This is a genomic window from Kribbella sp. NBC_01484 (assembly GCF_036227145.1).
GTDB lineage: Bacteria > Actinomycetota > Actinomycetes > Propionibacteriales > Kribbellaceae > Kribbella.
The window spans coordinates 110,212-134,438 of the sequence record NZ_CP109437.1 but is presented as its reverse complement, the minus strand read 5'-3'; the positions used below and the strand labels follow the sequence as shown (position 1 = coordinate 134,438).

General features: G+C 67.4%; 18 protein-coding genes. 13 read left to right on the top strand and 5 right to left on the bottom strand.

The features are described 5' to 3' along the window. Window positions 1-82 precede the first annotated feature (82 nt). The 10 genes from OG555_RS00600 to OG555_RS00555 all read left to right on the top strand — a co-directional run bounded on the left by OG555_RS00600 (window position 83) and on the right by OG555_RS00555 (window position 13,265). Window positions 83-1,351 (top strand): ABC transporter substrate-binding protein, encoded by a 1,269-nt coding sequence (locus tag OG555_RS00600; RefSeq protein WP_329480098.1) that lies wholly within the window; start codon window positions 83-85, stop codon window positions 1,349-1,351. Further along, window positions 1,348-2,217 (top strand): carbohydrate ABC transporter permease, encoded by an 870-nt coding sequence (locus tag OG555_RS00595; protein WP_329480096.1) that lies wholly within the window; start codon window positions 1,348-1,350, stop codon window positions 2,215-2,217. Before OG555_RS00600 ends, OG555_RS00595 begins: the two co-directional genes overlap by 4 nt. After that, complete coding sequence (locus OG555_RS00590) at window positions 2,214-3,092, top strand: carbohydrate ABC transporter permease (RefSeq protein ID WP_329480094.1); 879 nt, start codon at window positions 2,214-2,216, stop codon at window positions 3,090-3,092. The genes OG555_RS00595 and OG555_RS00590 overlap by 4 nt, the downstream gene beginning before the upstream one ends. Then, window positions 3,089-5,008: a hypothetical protein gene (locus OG555_RS00585; protein WP_329480092.1), complete on the top strand. Its 1,920-nt coding sequence runs from the start codon at window positions 3,089-3,091 to the stop codon at window positions 5,006-5,008. Before OG555_RS00590 ends, OG555_RS00585 begins: the two co-directional genes overlap by 4 nt. An 8-nt stretch (window positions 5,009-5,016) precedes the next feature. Continuing rightward, window positions 5,017-5,811 (top strand): hypothetical protein, encoded by a 795-nt coding sequence (locus tag OG555_RS00580; RefSeq protein WP_329480090.1) that lies wholly within the window; start codon window positions 5,017-5,019, stop codon window positions 5,809-5,811. Window positions 5,812-5,833: 22 nt separating this feature from the next. Further along, window positions 5,834-7,693 carry a right-handed parallel beta-helix repeat-containing protein gene (locus tag OG555_RS00575; RefSeq protein ID WP_329480088.1) on the top strand — a complete coding sequence of 620 codons (1,860 nt, stop codon included), beginning with the start codon at window positions 5,834-5,836 and terminating at the stop codon, window positions 7,691-7,693. Then, window positions 7,690-9,543 carry a right-handed parallel beta-helix repeat-containing protein gene (locus OG555_RS00570; protein ID WP_329480086.1) on the top strand — a complete coding sequence of 618 codons (1,854 nt, stop codon included), beginning with the start codon at window positions 7,690-7,692 and terminating at the stop codon, window positions 9,541-9,543. Before OG555_RS00575 ends, OG555_RS00570 begins: the two co-directional genes overlap by 4 nt. Before the next feature lie 310 nt (window positions 9,544-9,853). Next, window positions 9,854-10,720, top strand: a complete 867-nt coding sequence (locus tag OG555_RS00565; protein WP_329480084.1) for an ABC transporter permease — start codon at window positions 9,854-9,856, stop codon at window positions 10,718-10,720. Further along, window positions 10,717-11,649: a carbohydrate ABC transporter permease gene (locus tag OG555_RS00560; protein ID WP_329480082.1), complete on the top strand. Its 933-nt coding sequence runs from the start codon at window positions 10,717-10,719 to the stop codon at window positions 11,647-11,649. Before OG555_RS00565 ends, OG555_RS00560 begins: the two co-directional genes overlap by 4 nt. Window positions 11,650-11,651: 2 nt before the next feature. Continuing rightward, window positions 11,652-13,265: a hypothetical protein gene (locus OG555_RS00555; protein ID WP_329480080.1), complete on the top strand. Its 1,614-nt coding sequence runs from the start codon at window positions 11,652-11,654 to the stop codon at window positions 13,263-13,265. Window positions 13,266-13,336: 71 nt separating this feature from the next. Here OG555_RS00555 and OG555_RS00550 read toward each other — a convergent pair whose 3' ends face one another. Further along, on the bottom strand, window positions 13,337-14,443 hold the full coding sequence (locus OG555_RS00550; protein ID WP_329480078.1) for an SGNH/GDSL hydrolase family protein: 1,107 nt from the start codon (window positions 14,441-14,443) through the stop codon (window positions 13,337-13,339). Window positions 14,444-14,930: 487 nt separating this feature from the next. On the opposite strand from OG555_RS00550, the gene OG555_RS00545 reads away from it, so the two are divergent. Continuing rightward, window positions 14,931-17,432 carry a DEAD/DEAH box helicase gene (locus OG555_RS00545; RefSeq protein WP_329480076.1) on the top strand — a complete coding sequence of 834 codons (2,502 nt, stop codon included), beginning with the start codon at window positions 14,931-14,933 and terminating at the stop codon, window positions 17,430-17,432. Here the strand turns inward: OG555_RS00545 and OG555_RS00540 are convergent. Continuing rightward, window positions 17,419-18,630, bottom strand: coding sequence for an MFS transporter (locus tag OG555_RS00540; RefSeq protein WP_329480074.1), 1,212 nt, complete (start codon window positions 18,628-18,630; stop codon window positions 17,419-17,421). The genes OG555_RS00545 and OG555_RS00540 overlap by 14 nt on opposite strands. Window positions 18,631-18,758: 128 nt before the next feature. Here OG555_RS00540 and OG555_RS00535 point away from each other — a divergent pair, with 128 nt between their 5' ends. After that, the gene (locus OG555_RS00535; RefSeq protein ID WP_329480072.1) at window positions 18,759-19,310 is read left to right on the top strand and encodes a CGNR zinc finger domain-containing protein; all 552 of its coding nucleotides are present in this window, start codon (window positions 18,759-18,761) and stop codon (window positions 19,308-19,310) included. 16 nt (window positions 19,311-19,326) lie between these two features. Here OG555_RS00535 and fabV read toward each other — a convergent pair whose 3' ends face one another. Together fabV and murA are read right to left on the bottom strand one after the other, a co-directional pair. Next, a complete protein-coding gene (fabV, locus tag OG555_RS00530) occupies window positions 19,327-20,496 on the bottom strand; it encodes an enoyl-[acyl-carrier-protein] reductase FabV (RefSeq protein WP_329480070.1) in 1,170 nt (389 codons plus the stop codon). A gap of 71 nt (window positions 20,497-20,567) precedes the next feature. Beyond that, window positions 20,568-21,854 carry a UDP-N-acetylglucosamine 1-carboxyvinyltransferase gene (gene murA, locus OG555_RS00525; RefSeq protein WP_329480068.1) on the bottom strand — a complete coding sequence of 429 codons (1,287 nt, stop codon included), beginning with the start codon at window positions 21,852-21,854 and terminating at the stop codon, window positions 20,568-20,570. A 49-nt stretch (window positions 21,855-21,903) separates the two neighbouring features. Between murA and OG555_RS00520 the strand changes: the two genes are divergently transcribed. Further along, on the top strand, window positions 21,904-22,491 hold the full coding sequence (locus OG555_RS00520; RefSeq protein WP_329480066.1) for a cob(I)yrinic acid a,c-diamide adenosyltransferase: 588 nt from the start codon (window positions 21,904-21,906) through the stop codon (window positions 22,489-22,491). A gap of 7 nt (window positions 22,492-22,498) precedes the next feature. Here the strand turns inward: OG555_RS00520 and sppA are convergent, their stop codons facing one another. Next, a complete protein-coding gene (gene sppA / locus OG555_RS00515; RefSeq protein ID WP_329480064.1) occupies window positions 22,499-24,151 on the bottom strand; it encodes a signal peptide peptidase SppA in 1,653 nt (550 codons plus the stop codon). Window positions 24,152-24,227: the final 76 nt, after the last annotated feature.

Below are 24,227 nucleotides of genomic sequence, written 5' to 3'. Positions count from 1 at the left end.
TTGAGCGGGCTGCTCTGCATTGTCGATCGCTAACGACGCCCGGCCGCCCCCGACGCCGGGACGATCCGAGGAGGACCCGGAAATGGCTCGTTCGGTACGGCGGAAGCCTGTCCTGCTGGCGGCGGTTGCGATCCTGGTGGGCGCGGCCGGCTGCGGTGGTGGCGGGTTCAGTGACGAGGGTTCGGCCGGTGCCGGCACCGGTGAGGTGCGGATGCTGGTGAACATCACGCCCAATCTGACCAAGGGATACTGGGAGGGCCTGGTCAAGCCGTTCGAGGACGCCAACCCCGGCGTCGACGTGAAGATCGAGGCACCGACCGGATCCGGTGTGAAGGACACGCTGCCGCAGTTGCTCGCGGCCGGCAACGCGCCGGATGTCGTCGAGACGCTGATGGCCGACAAGGTGCTCGCGCCGCAGATGCTCGACCTGACCGACCAGACGTGGACCAAGGACACCCCGCTGGTGCAGCAGGCCGCACTCGACGGGAAGGTCTACACCGTCGGTGTCGGTCAGCAGGCCCAGTCGCTGGTCTTCTACAACAAGGACGCGTTCACCAAGGCAGGGATCAGCGCGCCGCCGAAGGATCTCGACGAGCTGACCGCCGCGATGGGCAAGCTGAAGGCCGCGGGCTACCTGCCGCTGCAGACGGCCGGCGACTACGTGACCGGGTTGCAGCTGCTGCAACTCGGCGACCCGTCGATCGCGACCAAGCACCCCGACTGGTTCCAGCAGGTCAAGGCCAAGCAGCTCACCGTCGGGCAGTCCATGCTCCCGCTGCTGCAGCGCTACGAGTCCTGGATCAAGAACGGGTACATCGACAAGAACGCGCTCGGCCTGAAGGACGTGACCGCGCAAACCAACTTCCTGTCCGGTAAGGCCGGGATGTACATCATGGGCAGCTGGTTCGTCCGGAGCGCGGAGAGTGCCAAGCCCGCCTTCGACCTCGGGGTGTTCGCCGCGCCGACCGAGACCGGCCAGGCGTACCCGGGACCACAGGGCGTCACGATGGCCGCGCCGTACATGGTGCTCAAGTCGACCAAGCAGCGCGACCTCTCGGTGAAGCTGGTCCAGTGGCTGGTCACCGACCGCGGCGCCGTCCAGAGCCAGCTCGCGCAGGACGGCAACTTCCGCAAGGGCTTCACCGACAAGCTGACGCCGCTCGGCCAGCAGGTGCAGGACATCCTCGACCAGGCGCCGCAGCAGGTGGCCCAGGGCGAGGGGTACGGCGCGAACACGCTGCCGCAAGGCTTCAACGGCGAGTGGAACAAGGCGGTCCAGAGCCTCTACACCGGCAAGAGCGCGCCGGACGTCGCCAAGCGCATCGACAGCTGGATGGGGTCGAAGTCGTGAGGAACCGGCTGACGACCATCAGCATGGTCGGGCCGGCTCTGGCGCTGTTCGTCGTAATGCTCGTCATCCCGGTCGGCCTCTCGGTCTACCTGAGCCTGACCGACTGGAACGGGTACAGCGCGAACCCGGCCGTCGTCGGACTGCGGAACTACCTCGACCTGGTGCGCAGCGACGAGGCGATCCGGGCCGGCTGGGTCACCTTGCTGATCGCCGCCGTCGGGACCGTCCTCCTGAGCGTGCTCGGCCTCGGCTTCGCCCTGCTGGTGAATGGTGCGTCCCGGCTCAACTCGCTGTTCCGCGTCGTCCTCTTCTATCCCCATGTGCTCAGCGCGCTGGTCGTCGGCTTCCTCTGGAGCGCCGTCCTCGGTACGTCGGGTGTCGCGAACGGCTGGCTCACCTCAAAGGGCGCTGACGTGTTTCCGTTCCTGTCCAACCCGAACTGGGCGCTCGCGAGTCTCATCGGCGTCCTCGTGTGGGCCGGATTCGGCGTGAACGTCGTGCTTTATCTGGCGGGTCTGCAGACCGTGCCGAAGGAGCTGCTCGAGGCCGCGCGGATCGACGGGGCCTCGACGCGGCAGACGTTCCGCAACGTCACCCTGCCGGCGCTCGCTCCGGTCGTGACTGTGAACCTCGTGCTGTCGCTGGTCACGCTGCTGAAGACGTACGACCTGGTCGTGTCGCTGACCGGAGGTGGGCCGGCCGGGTCCACGCAGACGGCGGCGTACCTGATCCTGTGGGACTCGTTCCACAACAACGCGCTCGGGTTCGGCTCGGCGCAGAGCGTCGTACTGATGATCGTCACCGCCGGGCTCGCCCTGACGGTCGCGCGGCTGCGATCGCGAGCCGACCAGGGGGTGCAGGCATGAGTGCGATCCGGATGCCGCGGGTCATGACTGTGCAGCTCCGCCCGATGCGCACCAAGGGAGTGGGCCGGGTCGTCTTCCTGGTCGTCATCAGTGCGTTGATGCTGATGCCGCTGTATCTGCTGGTCGTCAGCGCGTTCAAGTCGCAGCAGGACATCCTGACCCACCCGTTCTCGCTGTCACCCGACCAGCTCACCACGGAGTACATCCGCAAGGCGGCGACGAACCCGGACTTCAACATCCTCAAGGGGTACGCCGTCACCGTGCTGTTCGTGGTCTCGGTGAACGTGCTGTCCGTCGCACTGGCCGGTCCGGTGTCGTACGTGATCGCCCGTCGCAGCGAGCGCCGCTACCGGATGCTCCTGCTGCTGTTCGTGGCCGGGACGTTCATCCCGAGCCAGGTGCTGGTCATCCCGGTCGTCTACACGCTGAAGTACCTCGGCCTGATGGGCACGATCCCGGGCTTCGTACTGTTCGAGACGACGCTGACATTGCCGTTCTCGATCTTCCTGTACGCCGGCTACATCATGACGATCCCGGCCAGCCTGGACGAGGCGGCCGCGGTCGACGGCGCCGGCAAGCACCGGGTGTTCTGGTCGATCGTGTTCCCGCTGATGAAGCCGGCCGTGGTGACGATGGTCATCCTGAACACCTTCTCGGTGTGGAACGACTTCGTGAACCCGCAGATCATCCTCGGCCCGGGCAGCGGCCTCTACACCGTCACCACCGGCGTGTACGCCGCCGTGAGCCAGTACTCGACCGACTACACGGTCGTCTTCCCGACGCTGCTGCTCGCGGTGGCACCACTGCTGGTGGTCTTCGTGCTGTTGCAGCGGCACGTGATCAGCGGCCTGACGGCGGGGGCGACCAAGGGATGACAACGACAACTGTTCTTGCCGAGACCCCGATCGGTACGCCACCCGCGTGGGCGATCATGCAGCGCCGCCTGTTCGACGTGATGGACGAGGGCTGGTGGCTGTTCCGCGAACGCTACTGCCTGCCGGACGGCAGTCTCCGGTACGCCGGACCCGTGCAGAGCCGTGATGGCGCGGACGACTTCTACGAGGCGTTCGTGAACTGGCCCGTGCTCTACCAACTCGGCGGCGCGGACGATCTGATCGACGTGGCCAAGTGGCATTGGGAAGGCGTCACCCGCCAGCTCACCGACCTGGGCTTCCTGGTCGACGAGTTCGAGCGTGGCTACGACTGGTTCCACCTCGGCGAGTCGATGATCTTCTTCTACGCGTTGTGCGCGGCCGATCCGGGTGACGAGGCGTTCCGCGAGCGCGCGTACCGGTTCGCGGAGCTCTACCTGCCCGGATCGCCGGCCGGCAACTACGACCCGGCGACGCGCACCATCCGCGCACCGCACAACGGCGGCGGCGGTCCGCGCTGGGGCATCAACGACGAGTGGCGCACGTACGGCGCGGACCTGACGAACATGCGGATCTTCGGGCTGCCGCTGTCCGGCGTACCCGGTATCACCACCTGGGAGGACCTCAAAGATCCAGCCAACGCCGACCTGATGGGCGCGGAAATGATCCGCCGCCTGGGTGCCGGCGACACCGCCGTCAACCTGGCCGCGACCACGCTGACCGCCAACGCCTGGCTCTACGACCACAACGACCGGTTCGCGGCGTGGACGCTGGAGTATCTGGACGCGTGGCAGGAGCGGGCGCAGGCGAACGGCGGTCTGCTGCCGGACAACGCCGGTGCGAGCGGTGCGGTCGGCGAGCTCCAGCACGGCCGCTGGTACGGCGGCCTCTACGGCTGGAACTGGCCGCACGGCGTGTACAGCGTCGGCTCGGCGGCCTGTGTCGCTGCGCTGAACGGCGTCGTGCTCACCGGCGACGCGAAGCGGCTCGATGTCGCGCGCCAGTTGCTGGATCACCTGTACGAGCGCGGCGTCACTGCCGCGGTCGACGAGACTGAGATGAGCATCCGGGATCGTTGGCAGGCCGAGCTGGGCGAGGACTGCGCGAAGCCGACCCTGCTGATCCCGAACCGGCACGGCGACGACGGATGGTTCGACTACCAGCCGCCACAGCTCGGAATGCCGATGTGGTTGTGGCAGGCCGCCTTCGACGCGTCCGACCGCGACCGGCTGACGGAGCTGCGGGAACGCAGCGGCTACGACTGGCGGACGGTCCACGACTTCCGGAACAAGGAGGACGCCGGGCACGAGGCGCCCTGGCTCGCTTACCTGGCCGGCGACAACCCCGGCTATCCCGAGGCGATGCTCGGTGTCGCGCTCTCGCAGGTGCAACGCCGGATGGATCTGATGGCTGCGGACACGACCGACCCGGCCGAGCTGAACATCCATCACTGGCAGCGGCACAATCCAGTTGCGACCGAAGCCCTGCTGCAGTTGACCACCGGCACACCGCAGCTTCTCTACAACGGCGGTCTCCTGCCTCTGCGCGTCCTCTACCTCGACCCGGACCGCGGCCGGCCCGGCCTGCCGCCCGATGTCGCCGCGTTGGTCGACACGGTCGAGCCGGATCGAACCGGGCTGCAACTTGTCAACCTGTCGGCCACCCAGACCCGCCGCGTGATCATCCAGGCCGGCAGCTTCGGCACCGACCGGATCGACGAGGCCACCGTGAGCACCGCGACCGGTGAGTACCCCGGCCCGTCGCCGGCGTACACCTCCCCGCCACCGACCCCGGGCACCCGCACGGTCGTTGTCGGCGGCAACAGACTCGAAGTCGTCATGCCGCCGGGCCGGACCATCCGGCTCGATCTCCGGCTGACCCGGAACACCTACCGCGCCGCACATCTGGCGCTTATCTGAGGAGACCTATGACCAGCACGGAACAAGCCCCGGTGACGCCTGTCTGGGACCTGCCGGTGCGCGGCGAGAACCCGCCGGCGCCGGACCCCGAACTGGTGTCGCGGTTGTCCGAGATCGGGTCGGCCACCGCCTGCGCCCGGTTGCACGGACAGGGCATCCGCCGGACCTTCGTCGACGGTCCGACCAGCATGTTCCCCGGTAAGAAGGTGGTCGGCCGCGCGCTGACCCTGCAGTTCATGCCGCAGCGCGAGGACATCGCCGACGGCCAGACCCAGGAGTACATCGAGCGCAGTACGGCGCTGTGGGCCGTGCTCGACGAGGTCCAGCCCGGTGACGTGCTGGTGGTCCAGGCCTACGGCAGCCACACCACCGGCTGCTTCGGCGACATGCTGGTCCGGTACTTCAAGCTCCGCGGCGGCGCCGGCATCGTGGTCGACGGCCGGATCCGCGACGTACCCCGGGTGGCGCAGCTCGACGTTCCGATCTGGTCGACCGGCGCCACCCCGCACTACGCGTCCCAGTCCGAACTGTTCCCGTGGGCGTACAACGTCCCGGTCGCGGTCGGCGGCGTCCTCACGCTGCCCGGCGACCTGGTGCTCGCCGACGACGACGGTGCGGTCGTCGTGCCCCGGCGGCGCGCTGAGGCCGTCGTCGACGCGGCCGCCGAGCACGACGCGTGGGAGAAGTTCAGCCGGCGCCGGATCGACGAGGGTGCCCCGCTGCGTGACTACTACCCCCTGACCGAGAAGACCCGCCTCGAGTACGAGAGCTGGCGTGCCCGCGACGGCAACGCCGGCGACTGAATCTGAGAGGACCCCGCCCAAGATGTCCCACAAAACAAGGCGTACGGCGCTGAGCGTCGGCGCCGGAGTGGTCGCGACTGCCCTGGTGACGGTCGCGGCCGTCCAGCTCAACACCCAGCCCGCCGGTGCCGTCGACTGCAAGACCTTCTGGGTCGCGCCCACCGGCAACGACTCCGCCAACGGCACCGAGAAGGACCCGTGGAAGACCGTCACCCGGGCCCGCGACGAGATCCGGGACAAGCACCTCAACGACCGGATGAACTGCGACATCACCGTCAACCTGAAGGCCGGCGACTACCCGGTCTCCTCGACCATCGACCTCGACCAGCGTGACTCCGGGAAGAACGGCCACCGGGTCATCTACCGCAGCGTCGACGGTCCCGGCAAGGCGAACGTCGAAGGCGCCGAGGAGATCACCGGCTGGACGCCGACCCATGACGGTATCTACAAGGCGAAGTTCGACGCGTCGAAGCCGTTCTACACGCTGTTCGAGGACGGGAAGCGGGCCACCAACGCTCGCTATCCGAACCGTGGCTCCGATGACACCTGGTCGCCGTACCTGCGATCGATCCTCTACGAAGAGGACAAGATGGACGTCCACAACTGGCTGTGGGGCCAGCCCGGTGACTGGGATCCCAGCTGGGACATGAGCCAGGCGTCGGTGACGATCTGGTCGGGTGGGTCGTGGTCCTGGTTCACCGACACGATCCCGCTGCTCGACACGAACTTCAAGAAGACCCAGACGACGCTGAAGTACTGGACCCGCTACGCGATGGTCAACAGCAACGGCGGCTCCCGGTACTTCTTCCAGAACTCGCTCAGCTTCCTCGACCAGCCGGGGGAGTACTACCTCGACTACAAGGCCGGCGAGGTCTACTACAAGCCGCGCGGCGGCACGATGGACGGCGTCCACGTACTGCGGCCGACGGTGCAGACCGTGCTGGATCTGGCCGGCACGTCGGCGCAGGACCGGCTGCATGACGTGACGTTCGACGGGCTCGGGGTGCAATACTCCGACTTCGTCAGCTGGTACCGCAATGGCTGGGTCGCCGGTGGTGACGCCGGGGCCGAGCACAAGTACCCGGAGTACGACCGACAGATCGAGATGCCGCGGAACCGGTTCGGCGCGATCCGGCTGACGAACACGAGCAATATCGACCTGTCCCGGATGCATCTGTCCGACACCGGGTTCACCGGGATCTATCTGCTGTTCGCCAACGACCACACCCGGATCACCGACAGCCTGCTGGAGAACATCGGTGCCGACGGCATCAAGGTCGAGGGCGGCTGGCCCGGAGAAGGTGACCTGAGCAACCATCACACGATCTCCAACGTCTTCGTCGACCACATCGGCGAGCTGGTGCCGGGCGACGCGTCCGGCATCGAGTTGATGGACACCGGCAGCAACACCGTCTCGAACGTCGAGGTGAAGCACAGCGCCCGCTACGGCATCAGCCTTGAGTCCCGACCGGAGGTAAAGGACGGCGACCAATACGCGAACGGCAACTCCTTCAAGTACATCAAGCTCGAGGAGATGGGCCTGGACAGCGGCGACATGGGCGCCTTCTACACGTACGGCGTGGACAACCAGGAACCGCATCCGATCCAGAACACCGTCGACCAACTGGTGATCGGCGACGTGATCCCCGACCCGTCGATGCCGGACGCGGGCGGGACCCGCGGAGTCCACATGGACGCCGGTGGTTGCGGCTTCGCGTTCAGCAACGTCCAGGTCGGGAAGGTGACCGACCAGAAGTACCAGTCGTACCAGTGCAACGACGTGACCAACGCCGACTGGGTCGCCGGCTTCGACGCGTCCAAGATGGAGTACGACAAGATCGGCGTCCTGCCGACCTTCCCGTACGACGTCGCGGGCCGGTGATCGCGGTGCGGGGATTCGTCGGCGGAGTGCTCGCCGGGCTCGCACTTCCGGCGCTCGTGGTCGGCGGCGGGGTGGCGGCGCGAGCCGCCGCCCCGGCCGGGGCGGACAAGTGCACAGCGTTCTGGGTTTCGCCCGGTGGGAACGACGCGGCCGCCGGCACCGAACGGAAGCCCTGGAAGACGATCGAGCATGCTCGCGACACCCTTCGTTCCGAGCAGGTGGGTCGCAGCTGTCAGCCGGTGGTGAACCTGAAGGCCGGGACCTACCAGGTGGACAAGACGATCACCTTCGACGACCGTGACTCAGGGGTCGTCTACCGGAGTGTGGACGGCCCGGGGAAGGCCGTCTTCGAGGCAGGGCGGGAGGTGACCGGGTGGACGCCGTACAAGGACGGCATCTTCAAGGCGCCGGTCGACGTGTCCCAGCCCTTCTACAGCCTGTACGTCGGCGGCAAGCGGGCAACCACCGCGCGGTACCCGAATCGGCAGTCGGATGACGCCTGGGCGCCGTACCTGAAGTCCACACTCTTCGACCCGACGAAGGAGGCGGTGCACGACCAGCTCGGATTCAGCACCGGCGACATCGACCCGTCCTGGGACCTCCGGCTCGGTACGTCGTGGCCGGCCCAGGTGACGGTGTGGTCGGGCGGCTCGTGGTCCTGGTTCACGGACACGATCCCGATGCTCGACATCAACTTCACCAAGAAGCGGACCACGCTGGTCTACCCGGCGCGGTACGGGTTCATCAACTCCGGCGGCGGCTCGCGGTACTTCGTGCAGAACTCGCTCAGCCTGCTCGACCAGGCCGGTGAGTACTACCTGGACTACCCGGCCAAGACGCTGTACTACAAGCCGGCCGGCGGAACCATGGATGGTGTCCACGTGGTGCGGCCCACGCAGACACAGGTCTTCTCGCTGGCCGGCGCCTCGCCGAACCGGCGGGTGGAGAACCTCACGCTGGACGGGCTGACCATCCAGGACACCGACTTCATGGACTGGTACCGCTACGGCTGGAACGGCACCGGCGACTCCGGGATCAAGCACAAGTACCCGAAGTACGACACCCAGATCGAGCTGCCGCGGAACCGGTGGGGCGCGATCACGCTCACCAACACCCGAGGAGTGAAGCTGACCCGGCTGCACATCCAGCAGACCGGTTTCACCGCGATCGAGCTGCTGTTCGCGAACGAGCGGACCACGGTCTCCGACAGCCTGCTCGAGCACCTCGGCAACGACGGCATCAAGGTCGAGGGCGGCTGGCCGGGTGAGGGAGACGTTGCCCACAGCAACACCTTCACGAACAACTACATCCACCACATCGGCGAGCTGGTCGCGGGCGACTCGGCCGGCGTCGAGATCATGAACAGCGGCCGGAACGAGATCAGCCACACCGTCGTCGAGCACGGCGCGCGGTACGGCATCAGCATCGAGTCCCGGCCCGAGATCCCGAACGCCGACAACTACACCGGTGGCAACACGGTCGAGTTCGTCCGGCTGTCGCACCTCGCGCAGGACAGCGGTGACACCGGTCCGTTCTACGCGTACGGCGTACGCAACGAACCGCCGTACACACCGGATGCGGCCGTGTCCCAGCTGATCGTCGACGACGCGAACGCCGACCCGTCGATGCCGGACGCGAAGCCGTACGGCGTGCACATGGACTTCGGCGGCTGTGGATTCGCGTTCTCGGACATCAAGGTGACGAACACAGAGAGCGACCCCTATCACGGACCGTCCGCGGGACCGTGTGACACGTTCGCCAACGTCAGCTGGGAGCCCGGGTTCGACGATTCCCGGATGCAGTACGACCAGATCGGCGTACTGCCGTCCTTCCCCTACCAGAAGCCCTGAGGTGCGGTTTGGCACCGTGACGCTCCGTTCGAGCTGCGCCTTTCCCCAACACACGCCAAGATCGGACAAGGGGGAACGGAAAACGCTCTCCAGACGGGAGGGCGGCTTTCGACGACGCAGGGAGTGAGGCGTGGCCCGAGCAGACGGAATTCTCAGCCCCGAAGCCAACCGAACCAAGTCGATCGATCCAGCCGGTTCCAGCGGTTCCGGCCCCCCGGACAACTCCGCCACCGAGAGACCCAGACTCAGTTCCGGCGCCAAGCCGCTCTCCTGGTGGGGGCGAGCCAGGCGGGACAAAGTGCTGCTGCTGATGGCACTGCCTGGTCTGGTCCTGTTGCTCGCCTTCCACTACCTGCCGTTGTTCGGCAACCTGATCGCGTTCCAGGAGTACCTGCCGTTCGTTCCGCTCGGACGCAGCGCGTGGGTCGGGCTGGACAACTTCGCGGTCATCTTCAACGGTGACCCGGACTTCCTCAATGCGCTGAAGAACACGCTGCTGATCACGCTGGTCCAGGTGGTCTTCGTCTTCCCGGCGCCGATCGCGCTGGCGCTGCTCCTGAACAGCCTGCTGTCGGAGCGGATGAGGCGCATCGTCCAGTCGGTGCTGTACCTGCCGCACTTCCTGTCCTGGGTCATCGTGATCGCGATCTTCCAGCAGGTCCTGGGCGGCAGCGGCCTGATCAACAACGCGCTGCGGTCCCACGGCATCGACACGATCGACTTCCTCGGCAATCCCGACAGCTTCATCGCGCTGCTCAGCAGCCAGGTGATCTGGAAGGACACCGGGTGGGCGACGATCCTGTTCCTGGCCGCGCTGACGCAGATCGATCCAGGACTGTACGAGGCGGCCCGGGTCGACGGAGCCTCGCGCTGGCGGCAGTTGTTGCACGTCACCGTGCCGGGGATCCGCAGCCTGATCATCCTGCTGCTGATCCTGCGGCTCGGCGACTCGCTCACCGTGGGCTTCGAGCAGATCATCCTGCAGCAGAATCTGGTCGGCAGACCGGCCAGCGAAGTCCTCGACACCTACGTCTACAACAACGGCGTACTGGCCGGCCAATGGGGCGTGTCCGCCGCGGTCGGCCTGGTGAAGGGTCTGGTCGGCGTCGCCCTGGTGATCGGCGCCAACAAGGTCGCGCACATCTTCGGTGAGGCGGGGGTGTACCGCAAACCATGAGTACACAGACGAATCTCCTCCGATCCTCCGGTACTGCCGGAGGGCGGAGCTCGATCGACGAGATCCCCACGATTCCCGCGCGGGCTCTCAAAGGCATCGTGCTGCTGGTGTGCTGCGCGCTCGTGATCATCCCGTTCATCGGAGTGATCTCGACCAGCATCGCCAGCCAGTCCCATGTCACCAACTCCGGCGGCTTCGTGCTCTGGCCGGACGGCCTCAACCTCGACGCCTACCGGACCATCTTCAACGGCGGTGTGGTGCAGCGGGCGTTGCTGGTCAGCGTCTTCATCACCCTCGCCGGCACGCTGATCAGCCTGGCCGGGTCGACCATGCTGGCGTACGCACTCAGCCGCTCCGGATCCTTCGGGCAGCGGCCGATCCTGATGATCGTGCTGTTCAGCATCCTGTTCAGCCCGGGGCTGATCCCGAACTACCTGGTGGTGAAGGAGTTCGGGCTGCTCGACTCGTTGCTCGCGCTGATCCTTCCGACCGCGATCAACGGGTTCAACGTGATCGTTCTCCGCGCGTTCTTCATGGGGATCCCGGACTCGGTGATCGACTCGGCCCGGATCGACGGTGCGGGCGACTTCCGGATCTTCTGGTCGATCGTCCTCCCGCTGTCCCGGGCGGTGCTCGCGGTGGTCGGCCTGTTCTACGCCGTCGGGTACTGGAACGCGTTCTTCAACGCGATGCTCTACATCAACGACACCGCGAAGTGGCCACTGCAGCTCGTGCTGCGGACGTACGTGATCAACAACACCGAGGTCAGCAGCGGTGATCTCGGCGGGGCATCGGCCGACCAGTTGCCACCGCAGGAGTCGATCCAGATGGCGATCCTGGTGGTCTCCCTGGTTCCGATCCTGATCGTCTATCCGTTCCTCCAGCGGCACTTCACCAAGGGGATGCTGACCGGGGCGGTGAAGGGATGAGCATGATCAGCAGACGAACGCTGCTCGGTGGGTCGCTGGCTGCCGCCGCCGTCGGCCTCAGTGGCTGCTCCACCGTGACCAGGTCGACCGACATCGCGGCGTTGAACAAGCCAGTGGGGCTGCCGACGTACAAGCGGTTCGACGGACCGAAGCCGGACCTGCCTCGAGTGCATCCCCTGATGCCGGACTGCTTCTACCGGTTCCCGGCGCAACCAGCCCGGGTCACCGACGGCGTACCGGCCGATGGCAGCGATCTGTCCGGATCGGTGCCGACGTCGAACCCGATTCCGCCGACCGCCGATCGCAATCCGTACTGGCAGGAGCTGAACCGGAGAATCGGTTCACCGCTGGCGCTGACGATCACCTCGGCGACCGGCACCGACTTCACCAACAAGTTCGCGACCTCGGTGGCCGGGGACACGCTGGGTGATCTGTTCAATGTCGACGGCAAGTTCTCCTATCTGCCTCAGTTCCTCGAGGCCCGGGCCCAGGACCTGACCGAGCACCTGTCCGGCGACGCGATCCTGGAGTACCCGTTCCTCGCGAACCTGTCGCCGGAGTCCTGGCGTGGATGCGTGTTCGCCGGTGGGATCCGGGCGGTGCCGATCCAGCGCGGCGTGATGTCATCCACCCTGCTGCTGGCTCGGCAGGACCTCCTCGATCAGTTCGGCGTCGAGCTCGGCTCACCCGGCGTGGACGAGTTGATCGCGGTGGCCAAGGCGGTGACGGACCAGAAGAAGAACCGCTGGGCCTTCGCCCTTCCACCATCGGCGGCGCTGAGCGCGATGCTCGGGTTGCCGAACGGCTGGGAGGTTCGCGACGGCCGCCTGGTGCACAGCCGGGAACTCCCCGAGCACAAGGAGATGATCGCGATCTCCACGAAGATGCAGGCCGACGGGCTGATTCATCCCGACGGGGTGGCGAAGAACAACCAGAAGGTCTGGTTCAGTCAGGGCTCGGCGGTGATGACACAGGACACCTACTCGTCCATCCAGAGCTTCTACCGCCGCGCCGTGGTGAAGACCTTCGCCATCTCGCTGCCGGTCGTCCGTGACAGCACTGGGAAGGTCGGCCGGTTCCTGCTCGGCGCGCCGAACAACTCGATCGCGGCGATGCGGCCCAGTTCGCCGGAGCGGACCAAGATGCTGTTGCGGGTGCTGAACTGGATGGCCGCGCCGTTCGGGACCGAGGAGTACCTGTTCCGCAAGTTCGGCCTGCCCGGGCGGCACTACACGCTGAAGGGCACCGACCCGGTCCTGACCGAGGCCGGCGGTAGCGAGGTCTGCCTGGGCGAGTTCCCGATCCAGTACCTGGCCGACGGTGGATATCCGGTCTACTTCCCGGGCCACCCCGAGGCGGTCGACGTCGCGTACAACCACCTCAAGACAATCCTGCCGACCGCGATCCCGCAGGCGACGTACGGGCTCTACTCACCGACCGACTCGACCAAGGGCAAGGTCTCCGACAAGGATTTCGACGCGCTCACCAAGGAGATCCAGCTCGGCCGCTCCGATCTCTCGGACTGGGACACGGCGATCGCCAACTGGCGCAAGTCGAGCGGCGACGCGATCCGCCACGAATACGAGCAAGCCCTGTCCATCCACGGCCGCAAATAGCGGCACCCGGGCCATCGGCCATCGATCCAGCGCCGCAGGCTTCTCGTCTAGCCGCACGCGGCTGTTCTTGTCTAGTTGCAGCGGAGGGTGTCGAGGTTCGCCGCATACCCCATCGCGTGGTTCCCGGCGTCGTTGGGGTGGAGGCCGTCGCCACCGTCGTACGCGGATTGCAGGCGCGTGGGATCGGCGGGGTCCCGCGTGGCAGCGTCGAAGTCGACCACGCCGTCGAACTCGCCGCTCGTGCGGATGAACTGGTTCACGGCCTGCCGCGTCGCCTCCTTCTCGGGTGTGTAGACGAAGGAGCCGCCAACCGGGGTCAGCGTCCCGCCGACGATGCAGCGCCCGGACGCATGGACGCGCGCGATCAACTGCCGGTAACCCGCGATCAACTGATCCGAGGTAGCGCCGGCGTAGATGTCGTTGATCCCTTCCAGCAACAACACCGTGCGTACGCCGGGCTTCGTCAACACATCCTTGTCGAGCCGCGCCAACGCACTCGCCCCCGCACTGCCGGCCTTCGCGACCCCACCGAGCACCCGGTTGCCCGAGATACCTTCGTTGGAGATCGCCAGCCGCCGAGGCTCAGGCAGTTGACCGTACCGATCCGCCAGCACGTCCGGCCACCTGCGGTTCGTGTCGATCGTCGTACCGACCGATGACGTGATCGAATCGCCCAGCGTCGCCACCGTCTCCACCTGCTGCGGCGCCTCGACGATCGCCGCGTTGAGGAAGTACCAGGCCGACGACTCGGTCTGGTACGCCGCCGGCGACTCGTCCGCCGCGTGATCGCCGGACGTCGACTTGTAGCTGTGCTGCATGGCCCGGTTGTGCGCGGTGATCACCCCGGTCGTCCCGACCACATGCAGACTCACCGTCAAACTCGTCCGCGCCGGCACCGGCCCCGGCAGCGGATCACTGATCGCCATCGCCCCCGGTGGTATCTCCACCGACGTACTCCCGCCGAACGTCAACCGCCGACTGGACCCCGGTACGACGCCTGCCGCCGCCTCCTGCCGCCCGACGTACACCGAATCCGTCACCAACGGCTGATCCCCGTTCGCGTTCGACACCCGGATCCGCAGGTCCTTCCCACCGACACTCGTGCGCAGGATGTTCCGCACCGTCACGTCGTTCAAGGTGCCACCGGCAATATCGTCACTCGCACCCCACGTAGTCACCTCCGCAGACCCACCTCGATCACCCCCACCATCCGGTGTCGCGGCCCCCACGAGCCCCGCCGCCCCCACCACAGTCACCAACAAACCCGCGCCCATCCGGCGCCACACTCGAGTTCTCATCCCCTCAAGTCACCACCGAATACCCAGGCATGCAATCGTTTGCGGAGATCCGTGCGCCCAACGGCCGCCTCCACGGGGCAAGCGGTCACAGACACATCAGGAAGCCCGCCCGTCCGCCCGGAACCATCAGCCGCATGCTGCCTACCGCGGCTCGATGATGAGCAGCGTCCGGCCTGAACCGCTGCGCGGTCCAACTCTGGAGGGCTGCACCACCGCGCGGTGGCCGTGAACAGGTTATTGCGTGTCCCAACCCACCAGGTCCTGTCCGCACCCCCGCAGATCGGCGCGGGTCCCGGCGTACTGCGGGATTCGGTGAAGTCGACCTGGTCGGGCGGGTGTTCCCAGGGGTAAGGGACAATGGTTGGCGATGACGCTGACTGAGCAACTGCCGGGGACGACTGGGGCTGACGACCTGTACGACGCGTTCGCGCGTTGGGTGGGGGAGCAGGGGATCTCGTTGTACCCGGCGCAGGAAGAGGCGTTGATCGAGGTGATGACGGGGTCGAACGTGATCCTGTCGACGCCGACCGGGTCGGGGAAGAGTCTGGTGGCCACGGGGGCGCACTTCGCGGCGCTGGCCCACGGGCAGCGGACGTTCTACACGGCGCCGATCAAGGCCTTGGTGTCGGAGAAGTTCTTCGCGCTGTGTGACGTGTTCGGGGCGGACAAGGTCGGCATGTTGACCGGGGACGCGTCGGTGAACCCCGGCGCCCCCATCATCTGCTGCACCGCCGAGGTGCTCGCCAACGTGGCGCTGCGCGAAGGCTCGGCGGCCGACGTCGGTCAGGTGGTGATGGACGAGTTCCATTTCTACTCCGAGCCCGATCGCGGCTGGGCGTGGCAGGTGCCGCTGCTGGAGCTGCCGAATGCCCAGTTCGTCCTGATGTCCGCGACCCTCGGCGACGTCGAGCGGTTCAAGATCGACCTGTCCCGGCGGACCGGCCGCCCGACGGCGATCGTCGCGTCGGGTGAACGCCCGGTGCCGCTGATCTACAAGTACGTCACCACCGCGCTGCACGAGACGCTCGAGGAACTCCTCACCACCCATCAGGCCCCGGTGTACGTCGTCCACTTCACCCAGGCCGCCGCCCTCGAACGCGCCCAGGCGTTGATGAGCATCAACGTCTCCTCCAAGGAGGAGAAGGAGAAGATCAACGAGCTGATCGGTCACTTCCGGTTCAGCAAGGGCTTCGGCCGGACCCTGCAGCGGCTGGTGAAGCACGGCATCGGTGTCCACCACGCCGGCATGCTGCCGAAGTACCGCCGCCTGGTCGAGCAGCTCGCCCAGGCCGGCCTGCTCAAGGTCATCTGCGGCACCGACACCCTGGGTGTCGGCATCAACGTCCCGATCCGGACCGTCGTACTGACGGCTCTGAGCAAGTACGACGGACGCCGGCAGCGGATCCTGAAGGCGCGGGAGTTCCACCAGATCGCGGGCCGGGCCGGCCGGGCCGGGTACGACACCTCGGGGACGGTCGTCGTCCAGGCGCCGGATCACGTGGTGGAGAACGTGAAGGCGCTGGCCAAGGCGGGCGACGACCCGAAGAAGCAGCGCAAGGTCCAGCGGAAGAAGCCGCCGGAGGGGTTCGTCACCTGGGGCGAGGACACGTTCGACCGCCTGGTCGCAGCCGAGCCTGAGGCGTTGCAGTCGCGGATGCGGGTCAGCCACGCGATGCTGCTGAACGTCATTGCCCGCGACGGCAATGCGTTCGAGAGCATGCGGCACCTGCTGCGCGACAACCACGAGGACTCGAGGGCCCAGGTCCGGTTGATCCGGCGCGCGATCCAGATCTACCGCACGCTCGTCACCGCCGGTGTGGTCGAGCGGCTTGACGAGCCCGACGAGAACGGCCGGCTGCTGCGCCTCACCGTCGACCTGCAGAAGGACTTCAGCCTGAACCAGCCGCTGTCGACCTTCGCACTGGCCGCGCTGGACCTGCTCGATCCGGAGGATCCGCTGTACGCGCTCGATGTGGTCTCGGTCGTCGAGGCGACACTGGAGGATCCGCGCGCGGTGCTATGGGCGCAGGAGCACCACGCCCGCGGCGAGGCCGTGAACGCGATGAAGGCCGAGGGCATCGAGTACGACGAGCGGATGGAACTGCTCGAGGACGTCACCTGGCCGAAGCCGCTCAACGAGTTGCTCGAGGCAACGTTCGAGATGTACCGGCAGACGCACCCGTGGATCGCGGACGCCGGGTTGTCGCCGAAGGCAGTGGTCCGGGACATGTTCGAGCGGGCGATGACGTTCGGCGAGTTCATCGGGTTCTACGGACTCGCGCGCTCCGAGGGCGTCGTACTACGCTATCTGAGCGACGCCTACAAGGCGCTCCGGCAGACCGTTCCGCCGGACAAGGTGAACGAGGATCTCACCGACCTGATCGAGTGGCTGGGTGAAGTGGTCCGGCAGACCGACTCCAGCCTGCTCGACGAGTGGGAGGAGCTGACCAACCCCACCGACGAGCCGGAGGCCGAGGTCGTCCCGGCGGGTCCGCGCCGGATCACCTTGAACACCAGGGCTTTCCGGGTGCTCGTCCGCAACGCGATGTTCCGCCGGGTGGAGCTGCTCGCCCTGCACCGCTGGGCGGAGCTCGGTCAGCTCGACGCCGAAGCCGGCTGGGACGCGGGCCGCTGGGCCGAGGCGGGTACGGCGTACTACGCCGAACACGACGTGGTCAACACCGGACCGGCTGCTCGAGGCCCGGCGCTCTTCCTGATCGAGGAACACCCCGGCTACTGGGAAGTCCAGCAGATCATCGACGACCCCGAGGGCAACCACGACTGGCGCATCACCGCCTCCGTGGACCTCGCCGCCTCCGACGAAGCCGGCGACCTCGTGCTCGAGTTGGCCTCGTTCAAACCGTTGTAGTCACCGGCGTCTCGAGCGTCCGGACTTCACGCACGAACATGGGCAGGGACGACAGCGCGATGCCGATGGTGCCGACGGCAACGGCCGTGGTGGTGCCGAAGGTGCTTCCGAGTACGCCGCCGATCGCGGCGCCGATCGGGAGGACGCCGAAGGTGAATGTGCGGTAGGCGCCGTTGCTGCGGGCAAGGGCCGTGCGGGGGATGAGCAGCTGGCGGATCGTCACCGACAACACGTTCGCGCTGCCGAGGCCGATCCCGGCGAGGAACTGGACTGCTCCGAGGAGTACGCCGTACTGGAGTCCGCGGCCGGGGAGGATAGCCAGCAGGAGTGGGAGTCCGGTGGACAGGATGAGTGAGGTGCCGAAGGCGCGGCCGTAGCCGAGTCGCTTGGCGAGGCGGAGGCCCAGCATCGCGCCGACGAAGGCGCCGGCGCCGCCCGCGCTCAGGGCGATGCCGTAGCCGCCGGCGGACAGTCCACGTTCCTTCACGGCCAGGATGACCAAGTTGACGACGAGGATCTGCGCCGATGCGTTGTACAGGGCGGCGTGCGCGGTCAGGGACCTGAGGAACGGGCTCACCTTGAGCTGTCGCACGCCTTCCCACAAGCCGGCTCGCTCGTCGGTCGCGTGCGGTGTGGGCTCAGCGCGTCGTGCTGAGGCGATGCCCGTCGCGCTGGCCAGATAGGAGGCGGCGTCGACGAGTAGTGCGATGGCCGGACCGAGGAGTTGCACGAGCAGACCGGACACACCAGGGCCGCCGACCTGGGCTGCGGTCGACGAACCCTGCAGGGCGCGGTTGGCTCCCGGTAGGTCCTGCTCGGGCACGAAGTCCGGCAGATACGCGAACGACGCGATGTCGAACACCACGCTCGCCGCGCCGACGAGGAACGCGACGACGACCAGCAACGGCAGTGTCAGCTGCCCAAAGGCCCAGGCGAGCGGGATGACCGCCACCGCGGCGGCGCGGATCACGTCGGTCGCGATCATCACGCCGCGCTTGCGCCGACGCTCGAGCCAATGGCCGGCCAGCAGCGGAAGGGCCGCGCTCGGGAGGTAGCTCGCGGTGGCGATCGCGCTGACCCCGGCCGCACCCGCGTCCAACGTGAGTGCCGCGGTCAGCGGGAGCGCGACCGCGGTCACCTGCGTGCCGACCGCGGAGACCGTGTGGCCCGCCCAGAACCGCCTGAAGTCGCCGTCCACCAGTACCTCCACCTCATCCGGTAACGGCCATCGCGTCATCGCTGCCGCCGTCGTGAACGGTTACCGTTACGAGCTCTTATCCGGTAACCGTTACCGGATCATGCCTCATGAGCGGTAACGTGGCAAACGTGATTCAGCCAGGTGAGCGCACTCCGGCCCCCGAGCCGCTGGTGCTCGTCCAGGACCTGGTGAACACGGTCGACCTGGAAATGGAGCAGGACGCGCTGACGAGGCCTGCGGAGCTGAGCACGTTCTGTGCCGACCACGGGCTGCCTGGTTTGCGCTTCGACTGGGACGATCTCGAGCAGGTGGTGACGCTTCGCGAGGCGGTCCGCGATGTCTGCCAGGCTCATGCGGGAGTCGACGTACCCGCGCAGTCGCTGGCGGTTCTCGACCGGCTGCTGGCCGAGGCGCCGCTGCGGTTGGCGTTGTCAGCCGACGGCGGTGCGACGGTCCGCCCAGCCGAGGGGCTGCGCAACGTACACGCCCTGGTCGCCCAGTTGGCCGCGGACATCACCGCATCCGTCGCGGCCGGCACATGGCCACGTCTCAAGGCGTGCGCCGCCGACACCTGTCGCTGGGTCTACTACGACCGCAGCCCAGCAGGCCGCAGCCGCTGGTGCACGATGTCACTCTGCGGCGCCCGCAACAAAATGCGAAAGTACCGTGCCCGCACCTAGGGCCGGCTGGGGTGGGTTAGGGCCAGGGTGTGTCGACTTCGGTGGGAGATTCGTAGTTGGTGGTGGGGACGTCGAAGCCGTAGAGGCGGCGGACCTCGGCGAAGAACCACGCTGTATCGGCGACATTGGTGATGTTGTCCTGGTTGGCGGACTCCCAGCGATCGCGGACGGCGGACTGGACGTCGTCGTTCAGCTCCCAGCGGTCGAGCCTGATCCGGCCCTCGTCGTCGAGGTCCAGCGGGGTCGCGCCGGTGAGCTGGTCCCAGAGCGCGATCGACTGCTGGATCGGGGATTGCAGCTCGTCGCCGAGGACGTTGTGCAGGAGGCTGACGTAGAGGCCGATACCCGGGATCGCGGAGGATGCCTGGGTGACGGCGGCGCCGTTGACCGAGGTCATCGCCTGGACGCCGTCCTTGCTCAACGTGAGGGCGGTCTGTTCGAGGTCGGCCTTCGCGGCGCCGATCGAGCCCTGGCGGTAGATCGGGCCGGTCAGGTCGGAGCCGATGTAGGTGAGAGCGACTGTGTTGAAGCCGGGGTTGAGCAGACCTCGCTCGGACAGGGCCTCGACCCAGCGAGCCCAGTCCTCGCCGCCCATCACCTTCACGGTCTGCGCGATCTCGTCGTCGGTCGCGACCTCGATGCCGACCTCTTGGAGGACCGGTTGGCCGTCGTCGAAGGCGAGGCTCTTGGTGGTGTGCGCGGCCCCGATCGCCTTGATCGCCGACTGGTACGTCTCCCCGTTCCGCGGATCCACCCGGCGAGGTGCGGCCACGCTGTAGATCAAGTGGTCGATCCCGCCGAACCGCTCGGCGATCAGATCGAGCACCTCGGTCTTGGTGGTGTCCGCGAAGGCATCCGCGTTCACGAAGGAAAACGAGCTGCCGAGCTCGGCGGCGAGCGCCGCGGTCTCGGCGGTGCGATACCAACCGGCGGTCGCAGTACGACGGGCAGTAGGCGCCTTCTCGAAGGACACTCCGACCCCATCGATCCCGTAGCGCGCGAGGCCGGCGATCGTCGTCGCCAACCCGTAGCCGGAACTGGAGCCGATCACGAGTGCCGTGCGGCGTTCCGGCGTACGGCGATCGACTTGGGCGGCCAGGTCGCGGACCAGTTGGGCACATCCGGCGGGATGTGAGTCCAGGAACAGGAATCCACGGCCTACGGGCTTGATCACGCGCTCACTCATGCCGACGACCCTAACCCGCCGGATCGGCTCCGCAGGGCGGAGTGCGCGGAGAATGCGCCGAAAAGGCGAGTTCAGTTCCAGTACAGTTCCGCGTCGTCCGGCTCGACCGTGACGTCCGCGCCGAGGCGGCGGAGGTTGCCGGCGAAGTCGGTGTAGCCGCGGTGGACGTGATGCGCCGCGGACACCAATGTCTCGCCCTCGGCCGCGAGGCCGGCGAGCACCAGCGCAGCGCCGGCCCGGATGTCACTGGCCACCACGGGAGCGCCGGACAGCCGCGGTACGCCGCGAACCACCGCATGGTGACCGTCGGTCTGGATGTGCGCGCCCAACCGAGTCAGCTCCTGCGCGAACGTGAAGCGGCCTTCGAACAGGTTCTCCGTCACCATCGCCGCGCCGTCACTCAGCGCGTTCAGCAGGATCACGAAAGCCTGCAGGTCGGTCGCGAAGCCCGGGTAGGGGAGCGTCACCACGTCGACCGGCTTCGGCCTGTCGTTCATCCGCACCCGGAACCCGGAATCGAGCACGGTGATCTCCGCGCCGGCCTTGTGCAGCTTGTCCAACGGCAACTCGAGGTGCTCGGCGCGGCCGTTCGTGATCGTCACGTCGCCCTTGGTGATCGCGGCCGCGAACGCCCAGCTCCCGGATACGATCCGGTCCGCGACCACGGTGTGCTCGACCGGCGTGAGCAGACCGGTCACTCCGGTGACCTCGATCCGAGGCGACCCGGCGCCGTCGATCTGGGCGCCCATCTCGACCAGCAGCGCGGCGATGTCCTGGATCTCCGGCTCCCGCGCCGCGTTCTCGATGATCGTCGTACCGGCGGCCAGCACGGCGGCCATCATGATCGTCTCGGTGGCGCCGACGCTCGGGAAGTCCAGCCAGACCTCGGCGCCGTGCAGCCCCTGCGGTGCCTCCGCGATCACGAAACCGTGCTCGATGTGCACCTTCGCGCCCATCGCCTCCAGACCGGCGACGTGCATGTTCAGTCCGCGGGAGCCGATGTTGTCGCCTCCTGGCAGCGCGACCTCCGCGCGGCCGCAGCGGGCCAGGAGCGGACCGAGCACCGAGATCGACGCCCGCAGCTTGCGCACCAGTTCGTAGTCGCACTGGTGACCGATCTCGTGCGGTACGGCGATGGTCGCGATCTGCTCGTCCGCGTCGACCTTCGCCGAGCATCCGAGGGTGTCCAGCAACTGGGCCATGAAGGTCACGTCGAGGATGCCCGGCACCTGCCGCAGCGTCGTCGTACCCTCCGCCAGCAGTGCCGCAGCCATCAGCTTGAGCACGCTGTTCTTCGCCCCAGCGACTTGCACCGCCCCAACGAGGCGTGCCTCACCCGCGATCCGAAACCGTTCCACCGCACGACTGTAGCGAACCGTTGTCCCGGCACTTGCGTAGAGTCCTCGCATGGCTGTGAACTTGACGCGGATCTACACCCGCACCGGTGACGCTGGCGAGACCCGCCTGGGCGACAACTCCACCACCTCGAAGACGGATCCGCGGCTGGCGGCGTACGGCGAGGTGGACGAGGCGAACTCGGCGATCGGTGTCGCGATCGCGGCCGGACATCTGAACAGCACCCTGGTGGTGTTGCTGACCCGGATCCAGAACGATCTCTTCGACGTCGGCGCCGACCTGTGCAACCCGATCGCGCCGAATCCGGAGTATCCGCCGCTGCGCATCACCCAGGAGTACATCGACCGGCTCGAGGGCTGGTGCGACGACTACAACAGCCGCCTGACCAAGCTCCGGTCGTTCATCCTGCCCGGTGGCACCGAAGGCGCCGCCTACCTGAACGTCGCCCGCACAGTGGTCCGCCGGGCCGAGCGAGCCGGCTGGGTCGCCGTCGAGGCGCACGGCCCGTCGGTGAACCTGCTCGCCATCACGTACCTCAACCGCCTGTCCGACCTGCTCTTCATCCTCGGCCGCGTCGCCAACCTGTCCTCCGGCGGCGACGTCCTCTGGGTCCCGGGCGGCGAACGCACCACCCCGTGACGTCGCTCTAGCTCAGCTGCCAGCTCAGCGGCATGGTCAACAAGCCAGTGGGTGGCAGACCGAGCGCCGCGTAGATGCTGCTGGTGACGCCGTCCAGAGTGAGCGGCTGCGTCGTGACCGCGAGGTCGTCGGTGGTTCTCGGAGCGCGAAGTTGATCCAGCAGGTTGCGATGCGGAACGCTCGCCAGCCCGATCTCGTCGCGGTCCAGACCAGCACGGTTGCAGGCCAGGGTTAGCGCGTGCTGGAAGCCGCCGAGCTCGTCGACGAGCTTGCGGGCGTGCGCGTCGGCGCCGGTCCAGACCCGACCGCGGGCCAGCGCCTCCAGCTGCTCCTCGGGCAGACCGCGGTCCTGCGCTGCCTTGGCGACGAAGTCCTTGTAGATGCGGTCGAGGGTCTCCTCGAGCCGCGCCCACTGGTCGTCGGTGAACTCCTCCTGCGCCGAGTACATCCGCGCGTTCGTACCCTCCGACACGGCCTCCTGCGAGATCCCGATCCGCGCCAGCGCATCGCGTACGACGCCCTTACCGGTCAGCACACCGATGGAGCCGGTGATCGTGCCCGGCTGCGCGACGATCACATCGGCCGGCATGGCGACGAAGTACCCACCTGATGCCGCCACACTGCCCATCGACGCGATCACGGGCCGGCCCGTCGACCTCAGCCGCAGCACCTCGTTCCGGATCGCGTCCGACGCGACATACGACCCACCTGGGCTGTCCACTCGTAGTACGACCGCCTTGACCTTGTCGTTCTCGCCCACGGCTCGCAGTGCCGCGCCGACCGTGTCAGAGCCGGACCCAGGACCACCAAATGGGCTGCTGGAGTTGCGACCGACGGTGATCCCGCCAGACACGCGTACGACGGCCACCAGCGGCTTCTGTGGCCAGGGGAGTGTCTTGCGCACGTCCTGCAGAGTGCGCGGACCACGCCGGATGTAGCGCTCGGCCAGCAACCGACTGTCGTAGCCGAGTTGCTTCTGCAGTTCGTCGTACACGTTGGAGCGGTAGCCGAGGCTGTCGACCAGTCCGGCATCCAATCCGGCCTGTGCGTGGAGCGGTGCGCTGTCCACGAGCTCCCGCACGCGTGCAGTGTCCAGACGCCGCCGTACGGCGATCCCCTCGACGATCTGTTCGTACGCCGACTCCGCGAGCCGCGATGCCATCTCGCGGGCCGGTGCGGTCATCTCCTTCTCGGTGAACGTGTCGGCGGCGGTCTTGTACTCACGCCGCTTGGCCAACTGCGGGATCACCCCGGCCTTGTCCAGCGCACCGCGGATGAAGACGGCTTGCACCGAGACACCGGTGATGCCGATGTCCCCGGACGGCTGGACCCAGATCTCGTCGAACGCGGTGGCCAGGTAGTACGCCACGGTGCCACTGCCGCCCTCACCGAAGGATTCGGTCCACGCGACCGCGGGCTTGCCCGACGTACGGAAATCGGCGACGGCCTCGCGCAGATCCTGCACCTGGGCGAGCGAGAGCCGCTGTCCGCCCAGATGGGCGACCACGCCGGCCACCGCATCGTCGCGGGCGCCCTTCCGCAGGGCCGCCACCAGCTCCCGCAGTGTCGGCAGGTGGCGCGCACGGAACGCGGCCACCGGCGAAGCGGGCGGCGTCTCGAGTACGCCGCGGGTCAGATCCAGCTCCAGCAGAATCGCCATACTCCGACCCTAAACCCGCGCAAAAGCCCTGCCCCCGTCCGGCAGGGCCGAGCGGGGGCAGGGGAGTGCGACTAGT

Excerpts from the sequence above, each read along its gene's own strand:
- OG555_RS00520 (WP_329480066.1), top strand. The coding sequence starts at position 21,904 with ATGGCTGTGAACTTGACGCGGATCTACACCCGCACCGGTGACGCTGGC.
- OG555_RS00585 (WP_329480092.1), top strand. The coding sequence starts at position 3,089 with ATGACAACGACAACTGTTCTTGCCGAGACCCCGATCGGTACGCCACCC.
- OG555_RS00555 (WP_329480080.1), top strand. The coding sequence starts at position 11,652 with ATGATCAGCAGACGAACGCTGCTCGGTGGGTCGCTGGCTGCCGCCGCC.
- OG555_RS00600 (WP_329480098.1), top strand. The coding sequence starts at position 83 with ATGGCTCGTTCGGTACGGCGGAAGCCTGTCCTGCTGGCGGCGGTTGCG.
- OG555_RS00575 (WP_329480088.1), top strand. The coding sequence starts at position 5,834 with ATGTCCCACAAAACAAGGCGTACGGCGCTGAGCGTCGGCGCCGGAGTG.
- OG555_RS00590 (WP_329480094.1), top strand. The coding sequence starts at position 2,214 with ATGAGTGCGATCCGGATGCCGCGGGTCATGACTGTGCAGCTCCGCCCG.
- sppA (WP_329480064.1), bottom strand. The coding sequence starts at position 24,151 with ATGGCGATTCTGCTGGAGCTGGATCTGACCCGCGGCGTACTCGAGACG.
- OG555_RS00565 (WP_329480084.1), top strand. The coding sequence starts at position 9,854 with ATGGCACTGCCTGGTCTGGTCCTGTTGCTCGCCTTCCACTACCTGCCG.
- OG555_RS00545 (WP_329480076.1), top strand. The coding sequence starts at position 14,931 with ATGACGCTGACTGAGCAACTGCCGGGGACGACTGGGGCTGACGACCTG.
- OG555_RS00560 (WP_329480082.1), top strand. The coding sequence starts at position 10,717 with ATGAGTACACAGACGAATCTCCTCCGATCCTCCGGTACTGCCGGAGGG.
- OG555_RS00580 (WP_329480090.1), top strand. The coding sequence starts at position 5,017 with ATGACCAGCACGGAACAAGCCCCGGTGACGCCTGTCTGGGACCTGCCG.
- fabV (WP_329480070.1), bottom strand. The coding sequence starts at position 20,496 with ATGAGTGAGCGCGTGATCAAGCCCGTAGGCCGTGGATTCCTGTTCCTG.